Below are 20677 nucleotides of genomic sequence, written 5' to 3' on the forward strand. Positions count from 1 at the left end.
TTGGATACGGTCATGACATTAAAATTTTGTACTACTTTTTGCGCTACTTGTTATCAGGATTCATTTTCTCTAGTCGGTAGCCGTAGGAATGGACAGGGACGAGCCTATAGTCGCTTTCTGGCCGTAGTTGCAATTTAGTTCGCAAGCGGGAAACGTGCGTATCGATGGTCCGGGATGGAATGGCTATGTTGCGGGACCAGACCGCCTCGAGGATATAGGTGCGTGAAAGCGCGTGATCCAGATTTCTAAAAAACAGCAATGCAAGCTCAAATTCCTTTTGCGTAATCTCGATGAGTTTGCCTGCCAAGATCAAGCGACCGGCACGTGTTTCGAATAGATAATCGCCAAACACGAGTTTATGACTCGAATCTTGAATTGGATAGGCACGTCGCAACAAGGCTTGAGCGCGCGCAATCAGTTCACCATGACGGATCGGTTTGATCATGCAGTCGTCAGCCCCCGCCGCCAGGGCTGCGACGACGCCGTCCTCACTTGCACGACTGGCGATAAACAAGACTGGGAAAATCCTGGGAAATTTGTCTCTTACCCAGCGCAATACCTCGATTCCACTGAAATCCGGCTCTAGCCAAGCTAGAATCAGCATATCGCAGCCCTCTCTATGCAGCTGTCTCAACATTTCTTCACTGCTTTGATACGCATGACAGAGATGCCCGGCGGACGTGAGTACCTGGCAAACTGATTCAGTTTGACTGGATTCGTCATAAAGAACAGCAATTTTCATAGGGTCCGCCCGTATCCGCCGTAGCCATCTACCAAGGTGAATTGCAACAAACATCAAAAATGGCAACTTGCCGTGGAAATACTCTCCATCGCATTACAATCATTGGCAGGTGAATGAGGGCCACAAAAAAGCCCCATCTCTGAAGCTTTTTTGTTTTGAATACGCTAAAAATGATATTTGGCCGACAGATCAACCCGACTCATATAAGCCGTCTCATCGGCCAAGGTTTTACGCCGACCAAAGATATACTCGGCACCAATATCAACATTCGCAACCGGATTCCAGATGAAGCCCAGATGCGACTGCAGAAGTTCACGATTGATCGCAAAATTACCCAAAGCGCCGTTGCCGCTGCCCAGGCCGTTGGCCATAGCGAAAGCAGTGTAGTCGTTGTTGAAATTGCGCTGAAATCCGATCGACCCATTGAAGCGCAGGGTGGCAGACGGCTTATGCTGATAACCGAGTACAACACCCACTACTTTCTCCAGCAATAATTTGTGATTGACATCGTCGAAGAAAGCACCCTCGATATAGTTGAAGTAGCGGCCAATACCGGTACCGCCGGTAATCGCCCAGTTCATGGAATCGTCACCCCAGGTTTTGTAAGTGCCGCTGGCAGCCAGGCCATAGCCGCGACGCGACAAGGAAGCGCCAGCGCCGTCATTGACGCGATTGTCTTGCGTCACTCCGCGCAAGCTCACTGCGCCCCAATCGAACGTCTTGTCCCAACGCCCGACCAGATCCGGCACATGCGAAAAGCCATTGGTATCGACTGCCCCGGTTCTGTCCAGCACATAACTCACCGAATTTTCCAAAGCTACGCTGAACTTGCCAAAATCCTTGGTTGGATAGGAGTAGCGAATTTGCGGCTGACGGATGAATGTTGAACCAATGGGTCCATTGAAATCGACAGTCTCAGGGGCATTATCAACGTCCATGAAAGTCGACCAGGTCTGACCGATGAGGAAGCCATTGAATTGGCCATAAGCCTCGCGCAGACGGAAATTGTAGCTATTGGTTGACTGCTGCGTATAAATATTCGCTGCGGTGCCCGATACCGCAGAATTGCCGGTGCGTGGGTCGTTGTTGAAATCGCCTTCGACCTTGATGCTGATCGGGCCATAAGAACTTGGCGTGCTGGTCTCAATGCCGAAGCGAGATGTGCGTGCCGTCAAATAATCGCGGCCGGTTTTATTCGCTGGAATCGACGGGTCATTCGGCCCTGCCGCGACACCGCGTAGCGGCGCATACGCCAAAAAAGTGGAATAGTCGTTGCTGGAATTGTCGCCGCGCATCTCATGCACCCAGTTGAGCTCGCCAAATCCATAAAGATGCACAGAGGTTTCGGAATTAGGCAGGCGGAAAGAGCCGGGAATATCGCCGGCTACCACTGCATCCTTGCTGCTCAATTCGACCTGCTCTATCCGATCGACTAAATCCTGCTGTGGCGCTGCCGATTTGGCCTTTGTGAGCTGGTTCAATTGCTCGCTCAGGCGTTTGATTTCCGCGCGCATTTGTTCAAAGTCTTGTGCCGTCTGCGCATAAGACGGAATAGCGGCGCCAGAGAAAATGAATACGATAGACGTACTCAGGCATGCGTGTTTCAATTTCATTTTTGTCCCCGATGAATTGTTTTATTTTCGTTGCTAACTAATTTTTCCTACGAATGCGCGGATCCGCTCGTTGCGCGCATTGCTGAAAAATTCTGCAGGCGGCGCCTCTTCGAGAATTTGGCCTTTCTCGAAGAAAATGACACGATCCGCCACTTCGCGCGCAAAGCCCATTTCGTGAGTGACGACGATCATGGTCATGCCGGAACGTGCCAAATCTTTCATCACGTCGAGCACCTCCTTGATCATCTCTGGATCGAGTGCGCTGGTTGGCTCGTCAAATAGCATCACTTTTGGCTGCATCGCCAGCGCCCGGGCAATCGCTACGCGCTGCGCTTGTCCGCCAGAAATCTGATGCGGATATTTGTGCGCATGGTCAGCCAGCCCCACTTTCGCCAGCAGCTCCCGGGCAGCTACTTCAGCCTGGGCACGCGTGACATCACGCAAACGACGCGGCGCCAGAGTGACGTTGTCCAATACCGTCAAATGTGGGAACAGATTAAAACTCTGGAACACCATGCCCACTTCGCGTCGTACAGCGTCGATGTGCTTAAGATCAGCATTAAGTTCAATGCCATCGATTACGATGTTGCCGGTGTCATGAGTTTCCAGCCGGTTCAACATCCGCAGGAAAGTGGATTTCCCCGACCCCGAAGCGCCAATAATGACCGTCACCTCTCCTTGATAAAATGCGGTAGACACATCCTTGATGACATGGAAGCTGCCAAAGTGCTTGTTCACCTTATCTGCAGTAATCAATGGCGCTTTTTCGCTTGGCTGTAGCGCACGGTCTGCCGGATTCATTGTTTTGTCCTCGATCATTGATGACGCTCCACATCTAATTGCCGCTCAATAGCCCCCGAAATCTGCGTGAGCGCAGTTGTCAGGATCAAGTAAATGGAGGCAGTCGTGATAAAAACAGGAATCGGCTGGAACGTGACGGACTGGATGCGATTGCCGATATTCGACAATTCCACGACGCCGATCACGTAGGCCAGGCTGGAGTCTTTCAGCAACGACACGAAATTGTTGACCAAAGGCGGCAGCGCAATCCGGAAGCTCTGCGGAAAAATTACATCGCGAAAGGTTTGGAATGGACTCAAGCCCAATGAACGCGCTGCTTCGGTCTGCCCCTTGTTGATCGCCAGGATGCCGGCACGGATGGCCTCCGCGTTGTAGGCGCCGGCGTTTAAAGCCAGTGCCACCACCGCCGAATTGAAATCCGATAACTCTAGGCCCGGCACCAAACCTGGCAAGGCGAGGAAGACAAACAGCACCTGGACAAGCAATGGTGTGCCGCGGATGGCCCAAACATAAAAATTGGCCACCCATCGAAATGGCAGGAACTTGGATAGCTTAGCCAACGCGGCAAGTATGCCGAGCAAGATACCGATTGCGCCGGAGACGACAGTAAGCCCCATCGTGACTCGAGCGCCTTCAGCGAATTGAATCGCCGCCGATTTGATAGGCTCTGGCATCCAGCTGAGCGGAATGGTCATTAGCCATAAAAATGCGACCATGCCCGCGGTCACCAAGGCAATGGTAATGGCGCTACGCCGTTCGCGCGACCAGGCGACAGGCAAAAGTGTGATTGCGGCTCTCAATTGACTCTCCTATATCTGAACTGTGCAACAAGGCAGTGCTACTTGGCTGTCAAGCCGATTAGTGGCATTGAATATCTTCATGCATATATTTTTCAGTGATGGCGTGATATGTCCCATCAAGCATGATTTCTGCCAGTGCCTTATTGATCGCCGCATCAAGAGAGTGATTTCCCTTTTTGATGGCTGCCGCAATTTTTTCGACAAAAAGGTAATCCCCTTTTTTCAGTCCGGAATTCGGACTGGCTTCCAGTGCGGCCTTGACAGCAAATCGATCGCTCACCCACGCATCAACGCGGCCATTCATCAAGGCAGAACGCGCATCCGGATCCTGCGGGAAATTTTTTACTTCTTTAATGGCAGGAAGCTTTCTGAGGCTATCCATGTAGGTCGTACCGGTCAGCACAGCGACCGTTTTGCCGTTTAAGGATTCGACCGTATGTATGGCGGCGTCCTTGGAAACAATGACGCCGCCACTGCAATAAATCGGATTGCTAAATGAGACTGCCTTGGCGCGCTCTTCCGTAATGCCGATGGAATCCATCACCATGTCCCAACGATCTTGACGCAGACCCGACAGAAGCGCGTCGAATGACAAAGCTTTCCATTCCACGCCCACGCCCATTTTTTTTGCAATCGCCTCGCCAAGCTCGATGTCTAAGCCGGTTAGTTTGGAACCTTGAAAATAACTAAATGGCGGATATGTGCCCTCTGTGGCAATGACAATTTTTCCATCCTTTTTAATATCCTCGAATGAGCGCGCCTGCACGGCCGCACACACCACCAGACTTGCCATCGCCGTTACTAAGAATTTGATCGTCTTCATGTGTCCTCCAATTGGATGTTTTACTGATGAGTACTTTTTGTACTTCAAACGTGTGCGGATTACGATCCGTCTCTTATTAAGGAACCATTGCCATAAAGGAAATTTATCCGGCCATCTTTTGATTTCTTTTACGCAACCCTGCTTTACCGCCTTGCCAATGAAACGCTCCGGCGTCGCCTTGGTGCATTAACTGAATTGCCTATATCTTTACAGGTAATTTTCAGTATTTGAGTATACAAATATGAGATTAAATCAAAATAAAGGTATATACAACAAAAATCAAACTAAAAATAAAAATAATGGCCATCAGGCCACATTCGATTGATACGAAGAACGGGAAGAGTGGCTCCAGGCAATGAGTCGAAGCATTATCGAAATCATTGTGGAAAACGCCAAAACGACAACAGAAAATGGGATGTCGTCAAACGCCGATTTGACTGCGTGGAAGCTCCACGCTCATTGGATGTTTTGAGAATGGCCGACAGGGCCAGATAAGTAAGCGAACATCGCGGCATGGCGCTGCCGATATGCGGATTGAAGCTTCCTGACGCACTGTTGATTCAATCATCGCGCCAAGTTATTTTTTTGGCGCACTAGGCCATAAACGGATTCATGATCGGATTCACCGCCGGCTTCCCCAGTCCATGCGCCATTCAAGCCGCCATGTTGTTGGCGATCCGCGCCACCAGACGGGCCGCGATACGCGCGCTACGGTTGTCAATATCAAGTGCTGGATTCAATTCGGCCACATCGGCGAGCCGCAATTTACCGGAAGCAGTCACGATATCCAACAAAGACTCGACCGCCTCTAACGCGACGCCATACACAGCGGGTGCGCTGACGCCGGGCATCACCGAAGCGGGAAAAACGTCCAGGCAGATAGTGAAATAAACGTCATCGACCTCCTCCAGGAACTGCAGCAATGTTGCTGCAGTTTCCGAGATATTGTCCGCCCCCCATACCTTCATCAAGCCGTCAGACAACGCCCAATTGCTCCGCTCGCTCGAACAAGGCTGCAGTATTAGCAAGCCCGCTCACACCTAGACAACAGTAATGAAATGGCCAGCCTCTGGCAGCACAATCTTCGGCGACCTGGCGAAATGGCGTACCTGAACTGGCGCGATCACTCAGCCGCAAATCAAAATGCGCATCTAGGTTAATGCGCAACACGCACCAATTTTTTACGCAAATAAAGGCACGAACAACTCCTTGCAGGATTCACTTAGCGTACCGTTGAGCACCAGCTGTTTCGCCACCTCGATATCAGGGGCGAAGAAACGGTCTGAGGCATAGTACGGGACTTGCTCACGTACTACTTTATGCACCTGCTCCAGTGCTGAAGAACTTGTCAGTGGCCGGTGAAAATCAAGCCCTTGTGCAGCAGCCAGCAATTCGATACCGACAATCACCGCGGTGTTGTGGGCCATCTCATGCAAACGCCTTGCAGCAAAAGTTGCCATGCTCACGTGATCTTCCTGGTTGGCTGACGTCGGCAGACTGTCAACGCTGGCCGGATGCGCCATTGATTTGTTCTCCGAAGCCAGGGCGGCGGCGGTCACATGGGCGATCATGAACCCCGAATTGACGCCGGGGTCCTTGACCAGGAACGGCGGCAAGCCAGACAGCGAGGCATCGATCAGCAAAGCAATCCGACGCTCCGACAAAGCACCAATTTCAGCAATCGCCAGTGCCAGCGTGTCTGCGGCAAATGCAACCGGTTCCGCATGAAAATTCCCCCCCGAAATAACGGTGCTGCGCTCAGCATCGGCAAAAATCAATGGGTTGTCGGTAACCGCATTGGCTTCTCTGAGCAAGGTGCGCGCAGCGTTATTGATAATATCGATACACGCGCCCATGACTTGGGGCTGGCAACGCAGACTGTATGGATCCTGTACACGTTCATCGTCCACAAAATGCGATTTTCGGATAGCGCTACCTGTCAGCAATTGACGATAGATCTTTGCTGAGGCTATTTGGCCAAGTTGCCCCCGCACTTCGTGCACACGCGGGTCGAACGGCGCGTCGCTGCCTTTGGCCGCATCAACCGACAATGCGCCAACCACGGTACCAGCTTCCAACATGCGCTCTGTCATGAACAAGCCGTGCAGCGCCAAGGCGGTAGACACCTGGGTGCCGTTGATCAGTGCCAAACCTTCTTTCGCAGCCAGCACCACGGGCGCTATGCCAGCCTGTTCCAGTGCGTCTCGCGCCGCCACGATTTCCCCATTTACGCGCACATTTCCCTCGCCAAGCAGGGCCAGCGTCATGTGGGACAACGGCGCCAAATCGCCTGAGGCGCCCACCGATCCTTTCGCAGGAATAGCAGGCATGATTCCCGCGTTCACTAAGGCAATAAGGCTATCGATGACCAACGCCCGGATACCCGAAAAACCACGCGCCAGACTGCCGATCTTCATCAGCATGATCAGGCGTACTACAGAATCACTCAATAGCTCGCCGGTTCCTACCGAATGCGACAGAATCAAGTTGCGCTGCAATTGCTCTAGTTGCGCATCCGGAATACGGGTTTTTGCAAGAATGCCGAAACCGGTATTAATGCCATAAGCTGCATCGCCGCGCGCGACGATACGCTGTACCGCATCTGCCGATGCATGAATGCCGGGATAAGCTGAAGCCGCCAGCCTCACTTGCAGTGGCTTCTCCCAGATGTTACGGAGATCCGCCAGTGAAAATTGGCCCGGCTCTAATGTTAATGTTGGCTGTGTCATGAATGTCTTTGTTAAGTTCGGTTGGCTGAAATGTAATGACGTTCAATCAATCATCGGCAAATGCAAGTGATTGCGCTTCGCGCAGTCAACAGCGGCGTCGTATCCGGCATCCGCATGGCGCATCACGCCAGAGCCGCAGTCGTTGATCAATACGCGCCCGAGTCGTTTAGCAGCGGCGTCAGTCCCATCGGCGACGATCACCATGCCCGAATGTTGCGAGTAGCCCATGCCAACACCGCCGCCATGGTGCAGCGATACCCAGCTGGCGCCGCCCGCGGTATTTAGCAGCGCATTCAGGAGTGGCCAATCGGACACCGCGTCGGTGCCGTCCTTCATGCCTTCTGTTTCACGATTGGGACTGGCCACCGATCCGGTATCCAGATGATCGCGGCCAATGACGATCGGTGCTTTCAGCTCACCTGTGCGCACCATCTCGTTGAATGCGAGGCCGGCTATATGACGTTCGCCCAGACCAAGCCAGCAAATTCGCGCAGGCAAACCTTGAAAGGCAATGCGATCGTGCGCCATGTCCAGCCAATTGTGGACGTGCTTATTATTTGGAAACAGCTCCTTGATCTTGGCATCTGTTTTGTAGATATCTTCCGGATCGCCCGACAGCGCCACCCACCTGAACGGCCCTTTGCCTTCACAAAACATTGGACGGATATAAGCAGGTACAAAACCAGGAAAAGCGAACGCATCCTGCACCCCCTGATCAAAGGCAACCTGGCGAATGTTGTTGCCGTAGTCGACGGTTGGAATGCCCATTGCATGAAAATCGAGCATCGCTTGCACATGTTTCGCGCAAGAAGCGGCTGCGTCCTGCGTCAGACGGACATGCTGACTGATGTCTTGCTGCGCTGCTCTCCATTCAGCGACACTCCAGCCGGATGGCAAATAGCCATTGATCAGATCATGTGCCGAGGTTTGATCGGTGACCAGGTCCGGCCGAATTCCTCCCGCCTTGGCGCGCTTAACCAGTTCCGGCAGGATGTCTGCAGCATTGCCCAACAAACCAATCGAGATCGCTTCCTTGCGCTCACAATGATATTGAATCAGTGCAATGGCGTCATCGATGTCTTTAGCCTGCTTATCGACATAGCGGGTGCGCAGACGGAAATCGATACTGCTTTGCTGGCACTCGATGTTCAGCGACACCGCTCCAGCCAAGGTTGCAGCCAGTGGCTGCGCGCCTCCCATGCCACCCAGGCCCGCAGTCAGGATCCAGCGACCGCGCCAATCATCGTTGAAGTGCTGCTTGCCGGCTTCGACGAAAGTTTCGTAGGTTCCCTGCACAATTCCTTGGCTGCCTATGTAGATCCAGCTACCGGCCGTCATTTGGCCGTACATGAACAGACCTTTGCGATCGAGTTCATTGAAGTGCTCCCAATTTGCCCATTTAGGCACAAGGTTCGAATTGGCGATCAGCACCCGCGGCGCATCGGCATGAGTCTTGAACACGCCTACCGGCTTGCCAGATTGCACCAGCAGGGTCTCGTCGTCGTTCAGATCTTTCAGTACAGCCAGGATTTTATCGAAGCACCCCCAATTACGAGCGGCGCGACCAATGCCGCCATATACCACCAGGTGCTTAGGGTTTTCCGCCACTTCCGGGTCGAGATTGTTTTGCAGCATCCGATAGGCCGCTTCCGTCTGCCAGCTTTTACACACCTTTTCGGCACCGCGCGGTGCGCAAACGATACGACTGGCATCGTAGCGAGGATCATGATCCAACTGTAGATTTTCCGATGAAGTGTTCATGGCAAGTTTCTTCCTTCAAGATAAAAGCAGGCTGAGAATAAGCGACGCAAAAAAATAAAACAGGACAGTGATCAAATCCTAATTTGTATATACAACTAAGTCAATAATTATTTTAGTTGATGAAGCATTTGTTGCCGGTGATAAAATATCTAGTTGCAATTGCGTTAATCGCTCCAGGTAGGGGGCAAAAAGGAGAGTATTTTGGCAAGACAAGGCGAGCGAACCGATACCCCGATTTTCCAGCGCATCAAGGAATACATCCTGAATGAGATTCACTTGGGGCACTGGCGGGAGGGAGATGTAATTCCGACAGAATATGCACTGTCCAAGCAATTCGAGGTGTCGCGCATGACGGTCAATCGCGCATTGCGGGAGCTGACGTCCGAACAGATATTGAACCGCGTTCAGGGTTCAGGGACCTATGTCGCACAACAAAAATATCAGGCCGCGCTGTTGCAGGTTAAAAATATTGCCGATGAAATCAGGGGCCGCGGTCACATTCATAGCAGCAAACTCTATTGCCTTGAACGCAGTAAGGCGAGCGAGTCGTTAGCCAATCAGTTTGAACTTCGCCACGGACACCCATTGTTCCATTCGGTCATAGTCCATTTCGAAAACGATACCCCGATTCAGGTTGAAGATCGCTGGGTCAACCCCGACCTTGCGCCGGACTACATGGGATTGGATTTCTCTACAACGACACCTAACGAATACTTAATGACCGCAGCACCACTGCAGGGCGCTGACTACCGCATTGAAGCATGTATAGCGCCAAAGGATATTGCCGAGATGCTGGCGATCAAACCTAAGGACCCTTGCCTTGTCCTTAAGCGTAAAACTGTCTCAGTCGGTGGCGTAGCCTCAGTAGCTATCATGTGGCACCCTGGACATCGTTATCAATTTGCGGGAAGTTTCAGTTAAATTGCAATCAGAGAATCGGGCCAAAATCAAAAATACCCACCCTTGCTCTGCGCAGGCTATGAGAGCAAGAGCCAGTTCGATGCACATGATATGTATCCCGTTGTCCAGAGCGAGCCACATGCCTTGAGCGCTGCGTCGCACTCCCTGGAATTCGTCGTTCGGCATCACAATGAAGCAGGTTCGTTCGCACTTTCAGCTTGCCTGATGGAGCCACTGAGCATCGCGTTGCCTGATTTATGCAACAAGGCCTTTGCCAGATAGGCGGCAGCGACGCCGAACGACGGGCGCAGGCAGGCAGCCCGCTCCCGTCTGAAACGGCCTCGAAATCACATCATCCCATCGACAAGGGATACGACATATCGATGGAAAAATCACTCTTTTTCTTCATGTTCATCATCGACCTTCGCTTCTTTGGATGCAATGACTGCACCGGTATCGGCATCTATCTTGACTTCGAATAATTTACTGCCGCTGACGACATCCACTTCATAGACCCATCCTTTTTTAGAATGCTCGTACTCGGCATGCGATGCCTTGCCATTGACATGCTGTTCGGCCGTGGCAATCGCTTGTGTCAAAGATGTTTTGGCTTGAGTGACGGCAAGAGCATCACTATCTTTATTTTTTTCCGCGTAGGCAGAAATGCCAACAACCGCGAGCACGATAGCAAGGATGGAAAGCTTGGTGTAACTGGACATATTCTTCTCCCAAAGAACGCAGACATTTGCGTAATGGAGAATCTACGGAATCAAACTTAGCTAATACTGAGCATCGTCGACGGTAGCACTCTCTCACTATCGTTCTCGGCAATCCGGATGCACATATTCATTCTTTGAACCTTGGTTAAATTTTGTTAACCAGGTTAAAACCATCACCGCCCATTCACGACGCCAGCCGGCATCGCCTCCAGCGCAGGCACGTCCTCGCGCATCTTGCCAATGCAAGCATCACCGATGTCGGGGGCCATGGGATTTTGCAGCAGCGACCGGGTAGCATCGATTAGCTAAATGACGTCTTTGATGCACGTACAAGGTAACAAGGAAGATGGCATTGTTTAAGACTTGTTCGTACTCTGTAGAGTTTTCATGCCCAGTGTCAGCTAGTTGTTGCAAGCCTTTTCTGAACGATCGTAAATTGACTGTCGGACTACAGTTGTTCAACATAATCATGAAATAGCATGCTTCATTGACTGTGTTGTAAACGGCAGTACCGACCTCATCTCCGTAAAGCGCTTTGATGCCAAGCAGGTGGATTTTTTCTACGTACTCGCTAATCAATTTTTCTTCGATATGAGCATCCATCGTGTGCTCCTATAGAACCTGCGATGCGAAAACTTATCTTAAAGAGAGGTAAAAAATGTGGCTTTTATTTTATAAAGAAGGCCCCAACAAAGAGGAGATATTCAAGCTTTCTTGTTCCTCAAAAAACCCGCTGACCTTTCGGCGCGGGTTGAATCCATATCCATAAATGACTATTTTTGTTCACTAAATTCAATACGACGATTTTTGAAACGGCCGCTCGCGATATCGTTGTCGCCTATGGGTTGGGAATCACCGTATGCCTTGGTCGTAAAAGTAGCTGCAGCAATACCTTTTGATACAAAGAAGTCGCGCACCGCATCAGCTCGTTTTTGCGACAATTCCATGTTGACCGCAGACGTTCCCTGGTTATCGGTATGCCCACCGATTTCAAGTTTTGCATCCTTGGCGCAGTCCTTGATCGCGGTTGCCGCCCTGCCGAACTCCAGCACGTCTTCCTTGGGAATATCAAAGGCACCGGAAGAAAAATTGAACGAATAGGTATTCATGGCGCTCACAACGTCGGCCGTAGTGCAAGAGCCTGGTTTGAGCGCGGCTAACGCGTCTTCAAATTTCTTCTTGCTGCTGGCCATTGCTTCGGAAAGATCAAACAAAGATACAGCGTATCCAGCGCCAAAAAGCGCTTTCGTCTTGTCTAGCAACTGCAGCTTTGGATCCGTCGCCGCCCCACCGATTTCTATATTGTTGCCCTTGATCGTCAATTCGGCATTCGACAACTTGAGGCTTGTCAGCAAGTCAGGCAATTCTCCAATCCAACCGGCTGGCTTGGTCGCCGCGTCAACCTTGATATCCGCATTAACCGCATCGCCATAGTTTTTTTTCAAATCCTCCAGAATGGCTGATTTATCCATTTCACTGCCTACGGTAGCAACAACGGCAGCCTTACCGTCTTTATCTGTCGTCAACGACAGCGTCGGCTCCTTGCTAAGCACTGCTGAGGCAGTCGATGCCTCTGATGCTGTAGCCGGCGTCGACGCAGATGCCGGTTCCTTATTGCAGCTGCGCAAAAAGAACAGCAACGCGGCCAAAGCTAACAGCGCCAACAGCCACCACCATTTTCCTATACCCGTCTTTTCCTTGGACACAGGATTGAAGCCTGTATGCGCGGCTGGCGGCGACTCCACGTGGAAGGCCGATAGTGCCGCCTTGAGCTTGTTGCCTATGCCGTCAAAAAACTCCCACGCCGTCCCCGCTCCCAAAGCCGCCCCCACACTCTCAGGCACTTTCCCCTGAATGAAAGACACTTGATGCGCCAATGTCGAAATCAAGGTGTGCTGTTGGCCTTTGCTTGTTTGCAGGTGGTTTTTGATTAAACCGAACAGGGTGGCTGTGACCACTCCTGTCATTGCCGTGACAGCGCCGACCGCTGTGCCAGTGTGCTGAGCCACCACATTCGTCAACTGGTCTTGCGCTTTATCACCGAGCAGGGCCACAGCCTGCTCACCGCCAGCTTTGATCAAATTTCCCGCCGACACCGGATTGTCAAGCAGACTAACCAGATTTGCACCGATGTTCGCGTCAACTTTATGCGACATGATGGATGCATACAATGCGCGAGCCCCATCAGGGGTATCAGCCTTCTTGAGCAAAGAAGCAATTAAGCTTGGCGTCAAGGTTTCAAAAACTGCCTTTGCCTTGCTTGCGTCAATGCCAAAGTGGGTACTCGCGAGTTGAACAACCTGTCCGCCAAGGGTCGTTTGCGCAAGTTGCAAAAGATTGATGCTCATATATTTTCTCCCCAAAAAGATAAGACGACTCCAGCCTCGATAGTCCGCTGACAACGACGGCGGAAAAGCCGTCCATACTCGCCTCCGGCACTTACTGCCCGATCTAGCGTACCGGCTTCTCAAAAGTGACCTGCTCCACCTCGACGCGGCGATTCGGCTCCAGGCATTTGATCAGTTCAATTTTCTTTTTCTGATTGCATTCAACTACTGGATTGGCTTTTCCTTTTCCTACCGAAGTCAAACGGTTCGCCTCAACACCTTTATTGACCAGATAGTTCTTGACAGCCTCTGCCCTGCGCTGCGACAGTTTTTGGTTGTACTGATCAGAGCCGAGACGGTCGGTGTAGCCGCTGACGACGATATTGTTCACCTGAGTATTTGCCGCCAGCACGCTCGCGATTTCATCGAGCTTCGGCTGCGGCATGCGCAGCGTCGCACTGTCAAAGCCAAATAGCTGGGTCGACGACAACGTGACTTTCTCGAAGCGCTGAGGGGCCGCTTGTGGGACGACCGGCGCCGGAACCGGCTCCGGTGCCGGCCGCGCCGCCGCCATCGGTGCCGGCGGCTTGTCGAAGGTATAGATCAGGCCGAGGCCGAATGTCGTGTTGTTGTCTCTCTTGAAACCGAAATCACTGTTATTCCCAAGGAAACCAACCGAACGCCGCACATCCGCCTGCATACTCCACTGATCATTGAGGGCATAGCGCAAGCCGGCGCCAATATTGATGTAAGGAGCAGTCTTGGAGGCATTGCCGCCAGCGTTGGTGACCTTGTCGTATTCGACGCCTGCACCGGCCAACAGGAATGGTTGGAATGCGCTACGTGAAAACATATAGAGTGCGTCGGCGCCCAATGTACTTTGCCGATAGGTGATCCCCATGTCTTTGTCTTTGGCGCGCCCGTAGGTTCCGCCCAATTGAACATCCCAATCCTGTGAAACAGCACGGCCAAACCGCAAACCTACACCAGGACCATTTTTGTCATTCCCGCTGAGGAAGCGGGCATCGGGGTCAAGCAGATTAATGCTTGGTGCGACATACCAGGATGGGTTATAGGCAGCAACGGGAGCGCTTTGCGCAGATGCATTGAGCGCAGATGCTGCGAACAGGGTAAAAACTGCCAGGTTAATTTTGCTTGGATTCAGCATAGTCTTTCTCCATGTAATGAGTTATGCGTATTGCGTGTACATGGCGCGCCATTGCAACGGCGATCAAGTACATCAATTTAGAGCTAAAAATGTGTCGATTCCCTGCGGCGATCAACTTAAAAAACTGCTCTGACATTCCCAGCGGATGCCGAAACTGCGGATTAAATGACGGCACTACTGTTAACGATTGTCATAAAATTCCGCTGGCGAAAAAAACCCGCATTTAAGCGGGAATTTCAAGTCCGTTGTTCATGATCTAAAAACATCAAGTGCGTTTGATCAGTCGCAGAATGAAGAGCAATATCACCGCGCCAGCAGTGGCGGTCACAATCGACGCGATAATGCCGCTGCCGATATGAATGCCAAGCACCCCCGCCAGCCAACCGCCGATGAAGCCGCCAACAATGCCGACGATGATGTCAACCAACACACCAAAGCCCCCGCCCTTCACAACAACTCCCGCCAGCCAGCCGGCAATCGCGCCAACAATTAACCACGCTATAAACCCCATAAAATTTCCTTTCAAGTTATTTACTGCCTAACAGACGAAAGTGCCCGAAATCCAGGGGTCACTTTTGCTCCATTTTTATGCGCTCTATGGCAGCCCAACTCTAGTCCAAAAAAAAATGTTAATGATTGTCATGTCGTTGAAAAGGGACGGATTTTGCAATTGTTTTCTTTTCGTTGAGCGAGTTCACTGACCAAGGCCGCGTCATCGGCATTCAACCTGCTGCAGCCTCAAAAACGTTATTTGAGCCTACCGAGGAAACAAGCTAGATCGTGCGACCTTCACCAATCATTTAGCCGAGAGATTGCACAAAGAACAATATGCGCCGACTTCGCGCAAGCAATAGTGGGACACGAAGAAGCTAAAACAACGGTCGTCTATGACGACCTACCGGGAACGCTTATCAGGAAGTCTCTGTAAAATAGCGATATTCATTTCGGAAGAATTTTGGACAATCTTCGCAAACCCGCATCAACAAAGGCTTTAAGACTTACTTCATGTTCAATCCATCCCAAGACGATGTCCGCCGTTTTTTCTGCGAGACCTACCGCAAGCATCGCGCCGGGGAAATCCTGACGCCGCTGGAAGCCATCGCCAGCGACTGGCTGGCGCAACATCCCGAATATGCCGCCGACCTGAAAGATGTCGACGCCGCGCTCGGCGCCGACTACTCGGTGGAGAACGGCCAGACCAACCCCTTCCTGCACCTGTCCATGCATCTGTCGATCGCCGAGCAGATCTCGATCGACCAGCCGCCGGGGATCAAGGCCGCCGCCACTGCCCTGACTCAAAGGCTGCAATCGGAGCACGAGGCGCATCACCACATCATGGAATGCCTGGGCGAGATGATCTGGAATTCGCAGCGCAGCGGCTTGCCGCCGGATGGCGCCGCCTATATCGAGTGCGTGAAAAAGCGCCTGTAAAAAAACGCCCGGACACTGGCAAGTCTCCGGGCGCACAAACCCAAGGGGACGCTTGGGCGAGAAAGACTCTCTTCAGCAGATCAATGCCGGACGGCCGCATCCTCAGCTATCGGCCGCGCGGCGTCTTCATCGCGCCGATGGAACAGCTGATACAAGATCGGCAGCACCAGCAAGGTCAGGATCGTGGACGACAAAATTCCGCCGATCACCACTGTCGCCAGCGGCCGCTGCACCTCGGCGCCGGTGCCGGTGGCGATCGCCATCGGCACGAAGCCTAGCGAAGCCACCAGCGCCGTCATCAGCACCGGCCGCAAGCGGGTCAGCGCGCCTTCCCGTATCGCCTGGCCGAGAGCACGGCCCTCCTCGCGCAGGCTGCGGATGAAAGCAATCATCACCAGTCCGTTCAGCACCGCCACCCCGCACAGCGCAATGAAGCCGACCGCCGCCGATATCGACAGGGGAATCCCGCGCAGCCACAGGGCGACGATGCCGCCGGTCAGCGCGAATGGAATGCCGCTGAATACCAGCAGGCCGTCCTTGACGTTGCCGAACATCGCAAACAGCAGCGTGAACACCAGCAGCAGGGCTACCGGGATCACGATCTGCAGCCGTTGCGTGGCCGATTGCAGCTGCTCGAACTGGCCGCCCCAGCTGGTCCAGTAGCCGGACGGAATCTTGACCTGCTGTTGCAGCCTGGCCTCGGCCTCGCTCACAAACGAGCCGATATCGCGGCCGCGCACATTCGCGCTCACCACAATCCGCCGCTTGCCGTTTTCGCGGCTGATCTGGTTAGGCCCTGGCGCCAGTTCCAGGCTCGCTACTTCGCCCAGCGGAATGTAGCTGGTGCGTCCTGCTCCGTCCGCACCGCGCGGCAAGGAGATCGGCAGGCGCTTGAACGCTTCCAGGTCGCTGCGCAGCTCTTCCGGCAGGCGCACCACGATATCGAAGCGGCGGTCGCCCTGGAACAGCGTGCCGGCTTCCTTGCCGCCGATGGCGGTAGCGACCACATCCTGCACGTCGGCCACGTTAAGACCGTAGCGCGCGGTCTTGTCGCGGTCGATGTTCACGGTCAGCATGGGCAGGCCGGAAGTCTGTTCGATTTTCACTTCTGCCGCGCCGGTGATCTTGCCCAGCACCGCCGAGACCTTGTCGGCGGTGTCGTTCAGGACAGTCATGTCGTCGCCGAAAATCTTGACCGCGACATCGCTGCGCACGCCCGAAATCAGTTCGTTGAAGCGCAGCTGGATAGGCTGGGAAAACTCATAGTTATTTCCCGGCACATTGCTGGCTGCTTCCTGGATCGCTGCCAGCAGTTCCGGCCTTGTCTTCTTCGGCTTAGGCCAGCTGGCTTCCGGCTTGAGCATGATGTAGCCGTCGGAAATATTCGGCGGCATTGGATCGGAAGCGATTTCCGCCGTTCCGCTGCGAGCGAACACGCGTTCGATTTCCGGGAACTGCCGCTTCAGCGTGCTTTCGAGCTGCTTTTGCATTTCCAGCGACTGTGTCAGGCTGGTGCCGGGGATGCGCAAGGCCTGGATCGCGATATCGCCCTCATTCAGGCTCGGCACGAATTCGCTGCCAAGGCGCGTCGCCAGCACCCCGGACAGCAGCAGCACGGCAAGCGCGCTGCCCAGCACCAGGGTTTTGCGTTGCATGACCCATTCCAGCACCGGCGCATAGAAGCGCTTGGCGCTGCGCATCAGGAAATTTTCCGTTTCCGATACGCGCTTGCCGATGAACAAGGCTACCGCCGCCGGGATAAAGGTAATCGACAAGATCATTGCACCGACCAAGGCGATCACTACCGTCAAGGCCATCGGATTGAACATCTTGCCCTCGACACCGGTCAGGGCGAAGATCGGCAGGTAGACCACCATGATGATGACCTGGCCGAACAGCAAGGGCCGGCGCGCCTCCTTGGATGCCGCAAAGACTTCATGGAAGCGCTCGCTACGAGTCAGGGGACGGCCGTGATGCGCCTGCGCATGGGCCAGCCGCCGCACGCAGTTTTCCACGATCACCACCGCACCGTCGATGATGATGCCGAAGTCGAGCGCACCCAGGCTGAGCAGGTTGGCGCTCACCTTGTATTGCACCATGCCGGTGAACGTGAACAGCATCGACAGCGGGATCACCATCGCGGTGATGATCGCGGCGCGCATATTCCCGAGGAACATGAAGAGGATGGCGATCACCAGGATGGCGCCTTCCAGCAGATTCTTCTTGACGGTATTGATCGCCTTGTCGACCAGCACCGTGCGGTCATATACGGTGACAGCCTCGACGCCGGCAGGCAGGCTGCGGTTGATTTCCACCATCTTGCGGTCGACTGCCTGCGACACAGCCCGGCTGTTCTCGCCGATCAGCATGAAAACCGTCCCCAGCACCACTTCCCTGCCGTTCTCGGTGGCGGCGCCGGTACGCAGTTCACGGCCGATAGCGACGTCGCCGACATCGCGGATGCGGATCGGCACGCCCTGCACATTGCCAAGGATGATGTTGCGTATGTCGTCCATCGAACTGACCTGGCCCGGCGCCCGGATCAGCAGCTGCTCGCCGCGCTTTTCGATATAGCCGGCGCCGACATTGCTGTTGTTGCGGTCCAGCGCCGTCACGATATCTTGCAGGGTCAGGCCGTACGACGCCAGCTTTTCCGGCTGCGGCGCCACCTGGTATTCCTTGGCGAAACCGCCGATCGAATTGATTTCAGTAACGCCGCTGACATTGCGCAATTGCGGCTTGATGATCCAGTCCTGTATTTCTCGCAGGTCGGTGGCCGTGTAAGCGCTGCCGTCAGGCTTCCTTGCGCCGTCTTTGGCTTCCACCGTCCACAGATAGATTTCGCCGAGGCCGCTGGAGATCGGTCCCATGGCTGGCGCCACTCCGGCCGGCAGCTTGCCTCTGGCTTCCTGGATCCGCTCATTGACCAGCTGGCGGGCGAAGTAGATGTCGGTGCCGTCCTTGAAAATCACCGTCACCTGGGACAGGCCGTAACGCGACAGGGAGCGGGTCTGCTGCAGATGCGGCAAGCCTGACATGACCGTCTCTATCGGGAAGGTAACCCGCTGTTCGGTTTCCAGCGGCGAATAGCCCGGCGCGGCGGTATTGATCTGCACCTGCACATTGGTGATGTCCGGCACTGCATCGATAGGCAGCTTCTGGTAGTTGTAGATGCCGAGTGCCGCCATCGCGAACACGGCCAGCATGATCAGCCAGCGCTGCTCGATCGAGAATCGTATGATGCGTTCAAACATGGGATCCGGTCCTTGGTATGCGCTTAGTGTGCGTGTTCGGCGCTGCTCTTGCCGAGTTCCGATTTGAGAACGAAACTGCCCTCGGCCGCATAACGCGTGCCTGCCTTGAGCCCCTTGACGATCTCCACCTGCCTGCTGTCGGCGCGCCCGGTGCTGACCGGCTGCACCATGAAGCCGTCGGCGATGCGGACAAACACCACCTGCTTGCCGTCCAGCGTCTGTATCGCTTGCGGCGGCACCGCCACTGCTACCTCGACATCGCTGGAAACCACGTCGACATTGACGAACAAGCCCGGCCGCCAAGCCATGTCCGGATTCGCCAGGGTGACGCGGGCCTTGGCGGTGCGGGTCTGCTCGCCCAGCAGCGCGCCGACGTAGGAAATACTGCCGCTCGCGCTCGACTCGAAGGCGGTGGCATTGATCTGGACTTTCTCACCCAGCCGCACCAGGTTCAGGTCCTTGGCCGGCACGATGATCTCGGCCCAAACGGTGCTCAGGTCGGAAATGGTGAAAATGCTGGCATCGGCTGCTACCGCTTCGCCCAGGGCGATATGCTTCTCGGTCACCAGGCCGCTGAACGGCGCCCGGATTTCATAACGGTTCAAGGCGCCGCCGCTGCCGGCGCCGGCGCCCAGCACATTCAATTTCTGCCGCGCATTCTGCAGCGCGATTTCCGCTTCGTTCATGACCTGGCGCGCCTGCTGGTAATCCTGTTCGGCCGAGATCTTTTCTTCCCACAGTTTCTTTTCACGTTCATAGGTAGTACGGGCAAAGGTGAAACGCTTCTGCGCCGCCAGCAGTTCGCTGCGCTGCTCCGCCAGACTTGTGCTGGCGACCACCGCAAGCAGCTGTCCCTGCTTGACCTGCTGCCCCAGGCTGACGGCTACCTGCTCGACGACGCCCGCCAGGCGCGGCACTACGTGCGCGGTCTTGTCTTCATTGAAGCGGATTTCCCCCGGCAGCGTGATGGCTGTCTTGACTCGCGCAGCGCCGGCGCTTCCCAGCTTGACGCCGGACGCCGCCACCTGCGCCTCGCTCAGTTCGATCTTTCCTTCTTCCTGTGCGAATGCCGCCTGCAGCTTCTGCCCGCCATATTGCAGCCGGAACCTGGCATCGAACACATGCGGTTCCGCAATCGCCACGCTGCTGCGGAGAGAGCCGCTTTCCGGCACGAAGACGATGTTCTCAACCTCGCCGCCGGGCCGCACCAGTTGCAGCGTCAATGTAGCGCCATCCGGCGCCAACGCCTTGCCGCCGTTGAACAGCCAGGCCTGAAAGTGCGCCTCTCCCGCCGCTTCCTCCATACTCACTTCCAGCGCCAGCCCATCCTCGGTAAACATTCTGCCGCCGTGCGGTCCCTTGCTGGCTGCCTCTGATTTCCGATGGTGCTCGCCGTCCGCATGCTGATTGGCATGGCCGTGTTTTTCGGTCGCCGTCTCGCCGTGGTGTTCGCCGTCGCCATGGGCAACCGCATCGCGGTGCACCTCTTCCTTGGCCTCCTGGCTGGACTCGTTGGCGCTGCTGAAATACAGTCCGCCTGCCATCAGGAGAAGAATGGCCGTCGCAGTTGCGATAGCTTTGCTTTTGCTCAAATTGATTTTCATGTCGG

General features: G+C 54.3%; 16 protein-coding genes and 1 pseudogene. 2 read left to right on the forward strand and 15 right to left on the reverse strand.

Annotation, left to right across the window (positions count from 1 at the left end; genetic code table 11):
• Nucleotides 1-43: 43 nt before the first annotated feature.
• The 8 genes and pseudogenes from KHU30_RS05960 to hutU form a co-directional block, all read right to left on the reverse strand.
• Nucleotides 44-742, reverse strand: coding sequence for a response regulator transcription factor (locus KHU30_RS05960; protein WP_211441660.1), 699 nt, complete (start codon nt 740-742; stop codon nt 44-46).
• 164 nt (nt 743-906) lie between these two features.
• The gene (locus KHU30_RS05965; RefSeq protein WP_211441661.1) at nt 907-2355 is read right to left on the reverse strand and encodes a DcaP family trimeric outer membrane transporter; all 1449 of its coding nucleotides are present in this window, start codon (nt 2353-2355) and stop codon (nt 907-909) included.
• A 33-nt stretch (nt 2356-2388) separates the two neighbouring features.
• Complete coding sequence (locus KHU30_RS05970; protein ID WP_329956560.1) at nt 2389-3174, reverse strand: amino acid ABC transporter ATP-binding protein; 786 nt, start codon at nt 3172-3174, stop codon at nt 2389-2391.
• The gene (locus KHU30_RS05975) at nt 3171-3956 is read right to left on the reverse strand and encodes an amino acid ABC transporter permease (RefSeq protein ID WP_230411389.1); all 786 of its coding nucleotides are present in this window, start codon (nt 3954-3956) and stop codon (nt 3171-3173) included. The genes KHU30_RS05970 and KHU30_RS05975 overlap by 4 nt, the downstream gene beginning before the upstream one ends.
• 58 nt (nt 3957-4014) lie before the next feature.
• Nucleotides 4015-4779, reverse strand: coding sequence for an ABC transporter substrate-binding protein (locus tag KHU30_RS05980; RefSeq protein WP_211441662.1), 765 nt, complete (start codon nt 4777-4779; stop codon nt 4015-4017).
• A gap of 653 nt (nt 4780-5432) precedes the next feature.
• Nucleotides 5433-5940 (reverse strand): annotated as a pseudogene (locus tag KHU30_RS05985) (arginase family protein); the annotation flags it as partial.
• 20 nt (nt 5941-5960) lie between these two features.
• Nucleotides 5961-7508 (reverse strand): histidine ammonia-lyase, encoded by a 1548-nt coding sequence (hutH, locus tag KHU30_RS05990; protein WP_211441663.1) that lies wholly within the window; start codon nt 7506-7508, stop codon nt 5961-5963.
• A 42-nt stretch (nt 7509-7550) separates the two neighbouring features.
• Nucleotides 7551-9269, reverse strand: a complete 1719-nt coding sequence (gene hutU, locus KHU30_RS05995) for a urocanate hydratase (protein ID WP_211441664.1) — start codon at nt 9267-9269, stop codon at nt 7551-7553.
• A gap of 198 nt (nt 9270-9467) precedes the next feature.
• On the opposite strand from hutU, the gene hutC reads away from it, so the two are divergent.
• Nucleotides 9468-10190 (forward strand): histidine utilization repressor, encoded by a 723-nt coding sequence (gene hutC / locus KHU30_RS06000; protein WP_407928043.1) that lies wholly within the window; start codon nt 9468-9470, stop codon nt 10188-10190.
• Nucleotides 10191-10561: 371 nt separating this feature from the next.
• Here hutC and KHU30_RS06005 read toward each other — a convergent pair whose 3' ends face one another.
• The 5 genes from KHU30_RS06005 to KHU30_RS06025 all read right to left on the reverse strand — a co-directional run bounded on the left by KHU30_RS06005 (nt 10562) and on the right by KHU30_RS06025 (nt 14894).
• Nucleotides 10562-10888: a PepSY domain-containing protein gene (locus KHU30_RS06005; protein ID WP_211441666.1), complete on the reverse strand. Its 327-nt coding sequence runs from the start codon at nt 10886-10888 to the stop codon at nt 10562-10564.
• Nucleotides 10889-11137: 249 nt separating this feature from the next.
• Entirely contained in the window at nt 11138-11491 is a 354-nt protein-coding gene (locus KHU30_RS06010) for a hypothetical protein (protein WP_211441667.1), read from the reverse strand.
• A 170-nt stretch (nt 11492-11661) separates the two neighbouring features.
• A complete protein-coding gene (locus KHU30_RS06015) occupies nt 11662-13236 on the reverse strand; it encodes an OmpA family protein (RefSeq protein ID WP_211441668.1) in 1575 nt (524 codons plus the stop codon).
• Nucleotides 13237-13339: 103 nt separating this feature from the next.
• Nucleotides 13340-14383 carry an OmpA family protein gene (locus KHU30_RS06020; protein ID WP_211441669.1) on the reverse strand — a complete coding sequence of 348 codons (1044 nt, stop codon included), beginning with the start codon at nt 14381-14383 and terminating at the stop codon, nt 13340-13342.
• A gap of 265 nt (nt 14384-14648) precedes the next feature.
• Nucleotides 14649-14894, reverse strand: coding sequence for a GlsB/YeaQ/YmgE family stress response membrane protein (locus KHU30_RS06025; RefSeq protein WP_211441670.1), 246 nt, complete (start codon nt 14892-14894; stop codon nt 14649-14651).
• A 494-nt stretch (nt 14895-15388) separates the two neighbouring features.
• Here KHU30_RS06025 and KHU30_RS06030 point away from each other — a divergent pair, with 494 nt between their 5' ends.
• Complete coding sequence (locus KHU30_RS06030) at nt 15389-15814, forward strand: DUF1841 family protein (RefSeq protein ID WP_211441671.1); 426 nt, start codon at nt 15389-15391, stop codon at nt 15812-15814.
• 80 nt (nt 15815-15894) lie between these two features.
• On the opposite strand, the gene KHU30_RS06035 is transcribed toward KHU30_RS06030, so the two are convergent.
• Complete coding sequence (locus KHU30_RS06035) at nt 15895-19068, reverse strand: CusA/CzcA family heavy metal efflux RND transporter (protein WP_211441672.1); 3174 nt, start codon at nt 19066-19068, stop codon at nt 15895-15897.
• 23 nt (nt 19069-19091) lie between these two features.
• Nucleotides 19092-20672 carry an efflux RND transporter periplasmic adaptor subunit gene (locus KHU30_RS06040; RefSeq protein ID WP_211441673.1) on the reverse strand — a complete coding sequence of 527 codons (1581 nt, stop codon included), beginning with the start codon at nt 20670-20672 and terminating at the stop codon, nt 19092-19094.
• Nucleotides 20673-20677: the final 5 nt, after the last annotated feature.

The sequence above is a fragment of the Collimonas humicola genome (genome assembly GCF_018304945.1).
Classification (GTDB): Bacteria; Pseudomonadota; Gammaproteobacteria; order Burkholderiales; family Burkholderiaceae_D; genus Collimonas; species Collimonas humicola.

Coding starts and splice junctions, on each gene's coding strand:
- KHU30_RS05960 (WP_211441660.1), bottom strand. CDS start 742: ATGAAAATTGCTGTTCTTTATGACGAATCCAGTCAAACTGAATCAGTT.
- KHU30_RS05965 (WP_211441661.1), bottom strand. CDS start 2,355: ATGAAATTGAAACACGCATGCCTGAGTACGTCTATCGTATTCATTTTC.
- KHU30_RS05970 (WP_329956560.1), bottom strand. CDS start 3,174: ATGATCGAGGACAAAACAATGAATCCGGCAGACCGTGCGCTACAGCCA.
- KHU30_RS05980 (WP_211441662.1), bottom strand. CDS start 4,779: ATGAAGACGATCAAATTCTTAGTAACGGCGATGGCAAGTCTGGTGGTG.
- hutH (WP_211441663.1), bottom strand. CDS start 7,508: ATGACACAGCCAACATTAACATTAGAGCCGGGCCAATTTTCACTGGCG.
- hutU (WP_211441664.1), bottom strand. CDS start 9,269: ATGAACACTTCATCGGAAAATCTACAGTTGGATCATGATCCTCGCTAC.
- KHU30_RS06005 (WP_211441666.1), bottom strand. CDS start 10,888: ATGTCCAGTTACACCAAGCTTTCCATCCTTGCTATCGTGCTCGCGGTT.
- KHU30_RS06010 (WP_211441667.1), bottom strand. CDS start 11,491: ATGGATGCTCATATCGAAGAAAAATTGATTAGCGAGTACGTAGAAAAA.
- KHU30_RS06015 (WP_211441668.1), bottom strand. CDS start 13,236: ATGAGCATCAATCTTTTGCAACTTGCGCAAACGACCCTTGGCGGACAG.
- KHU30_RS06020 (WP_211441669.1), bottom strand. CDS start 14,383: ATGCTGAATCCAAGCAAAATTAACCTGGCAGTTTTTACCCTGTTCGCA.
- KHU30_RS06025 (WP_211441670.1), bottom strand. CDS start 14,894: ATGGGGTTTATAGCGTGGTTAATTGTTGGCGCGATTGCCGGCTGGCTG.
- KHU30_RS06030 (WP_211441671.1), top strand. CDS start 15,389: ATGTTCAATCCATCCCAAGACGATGTCCGCCGTTTTTTCTGCGAGACC.
- KHU30_RS06035 (WP_211441672.1), bottom strand. CDS start 19,068: ATGTTTGAACGCATCATACGATTCTCGATCGAGCAGCGCTGGCTGATC.
- KHU30_RS06040 (WP_211441673.1), bottom strand. CDS start 20,672: ATGAAAATCAATTTGAGCAAAAGCAAAGCTATCGCAACTGCGACGGCC.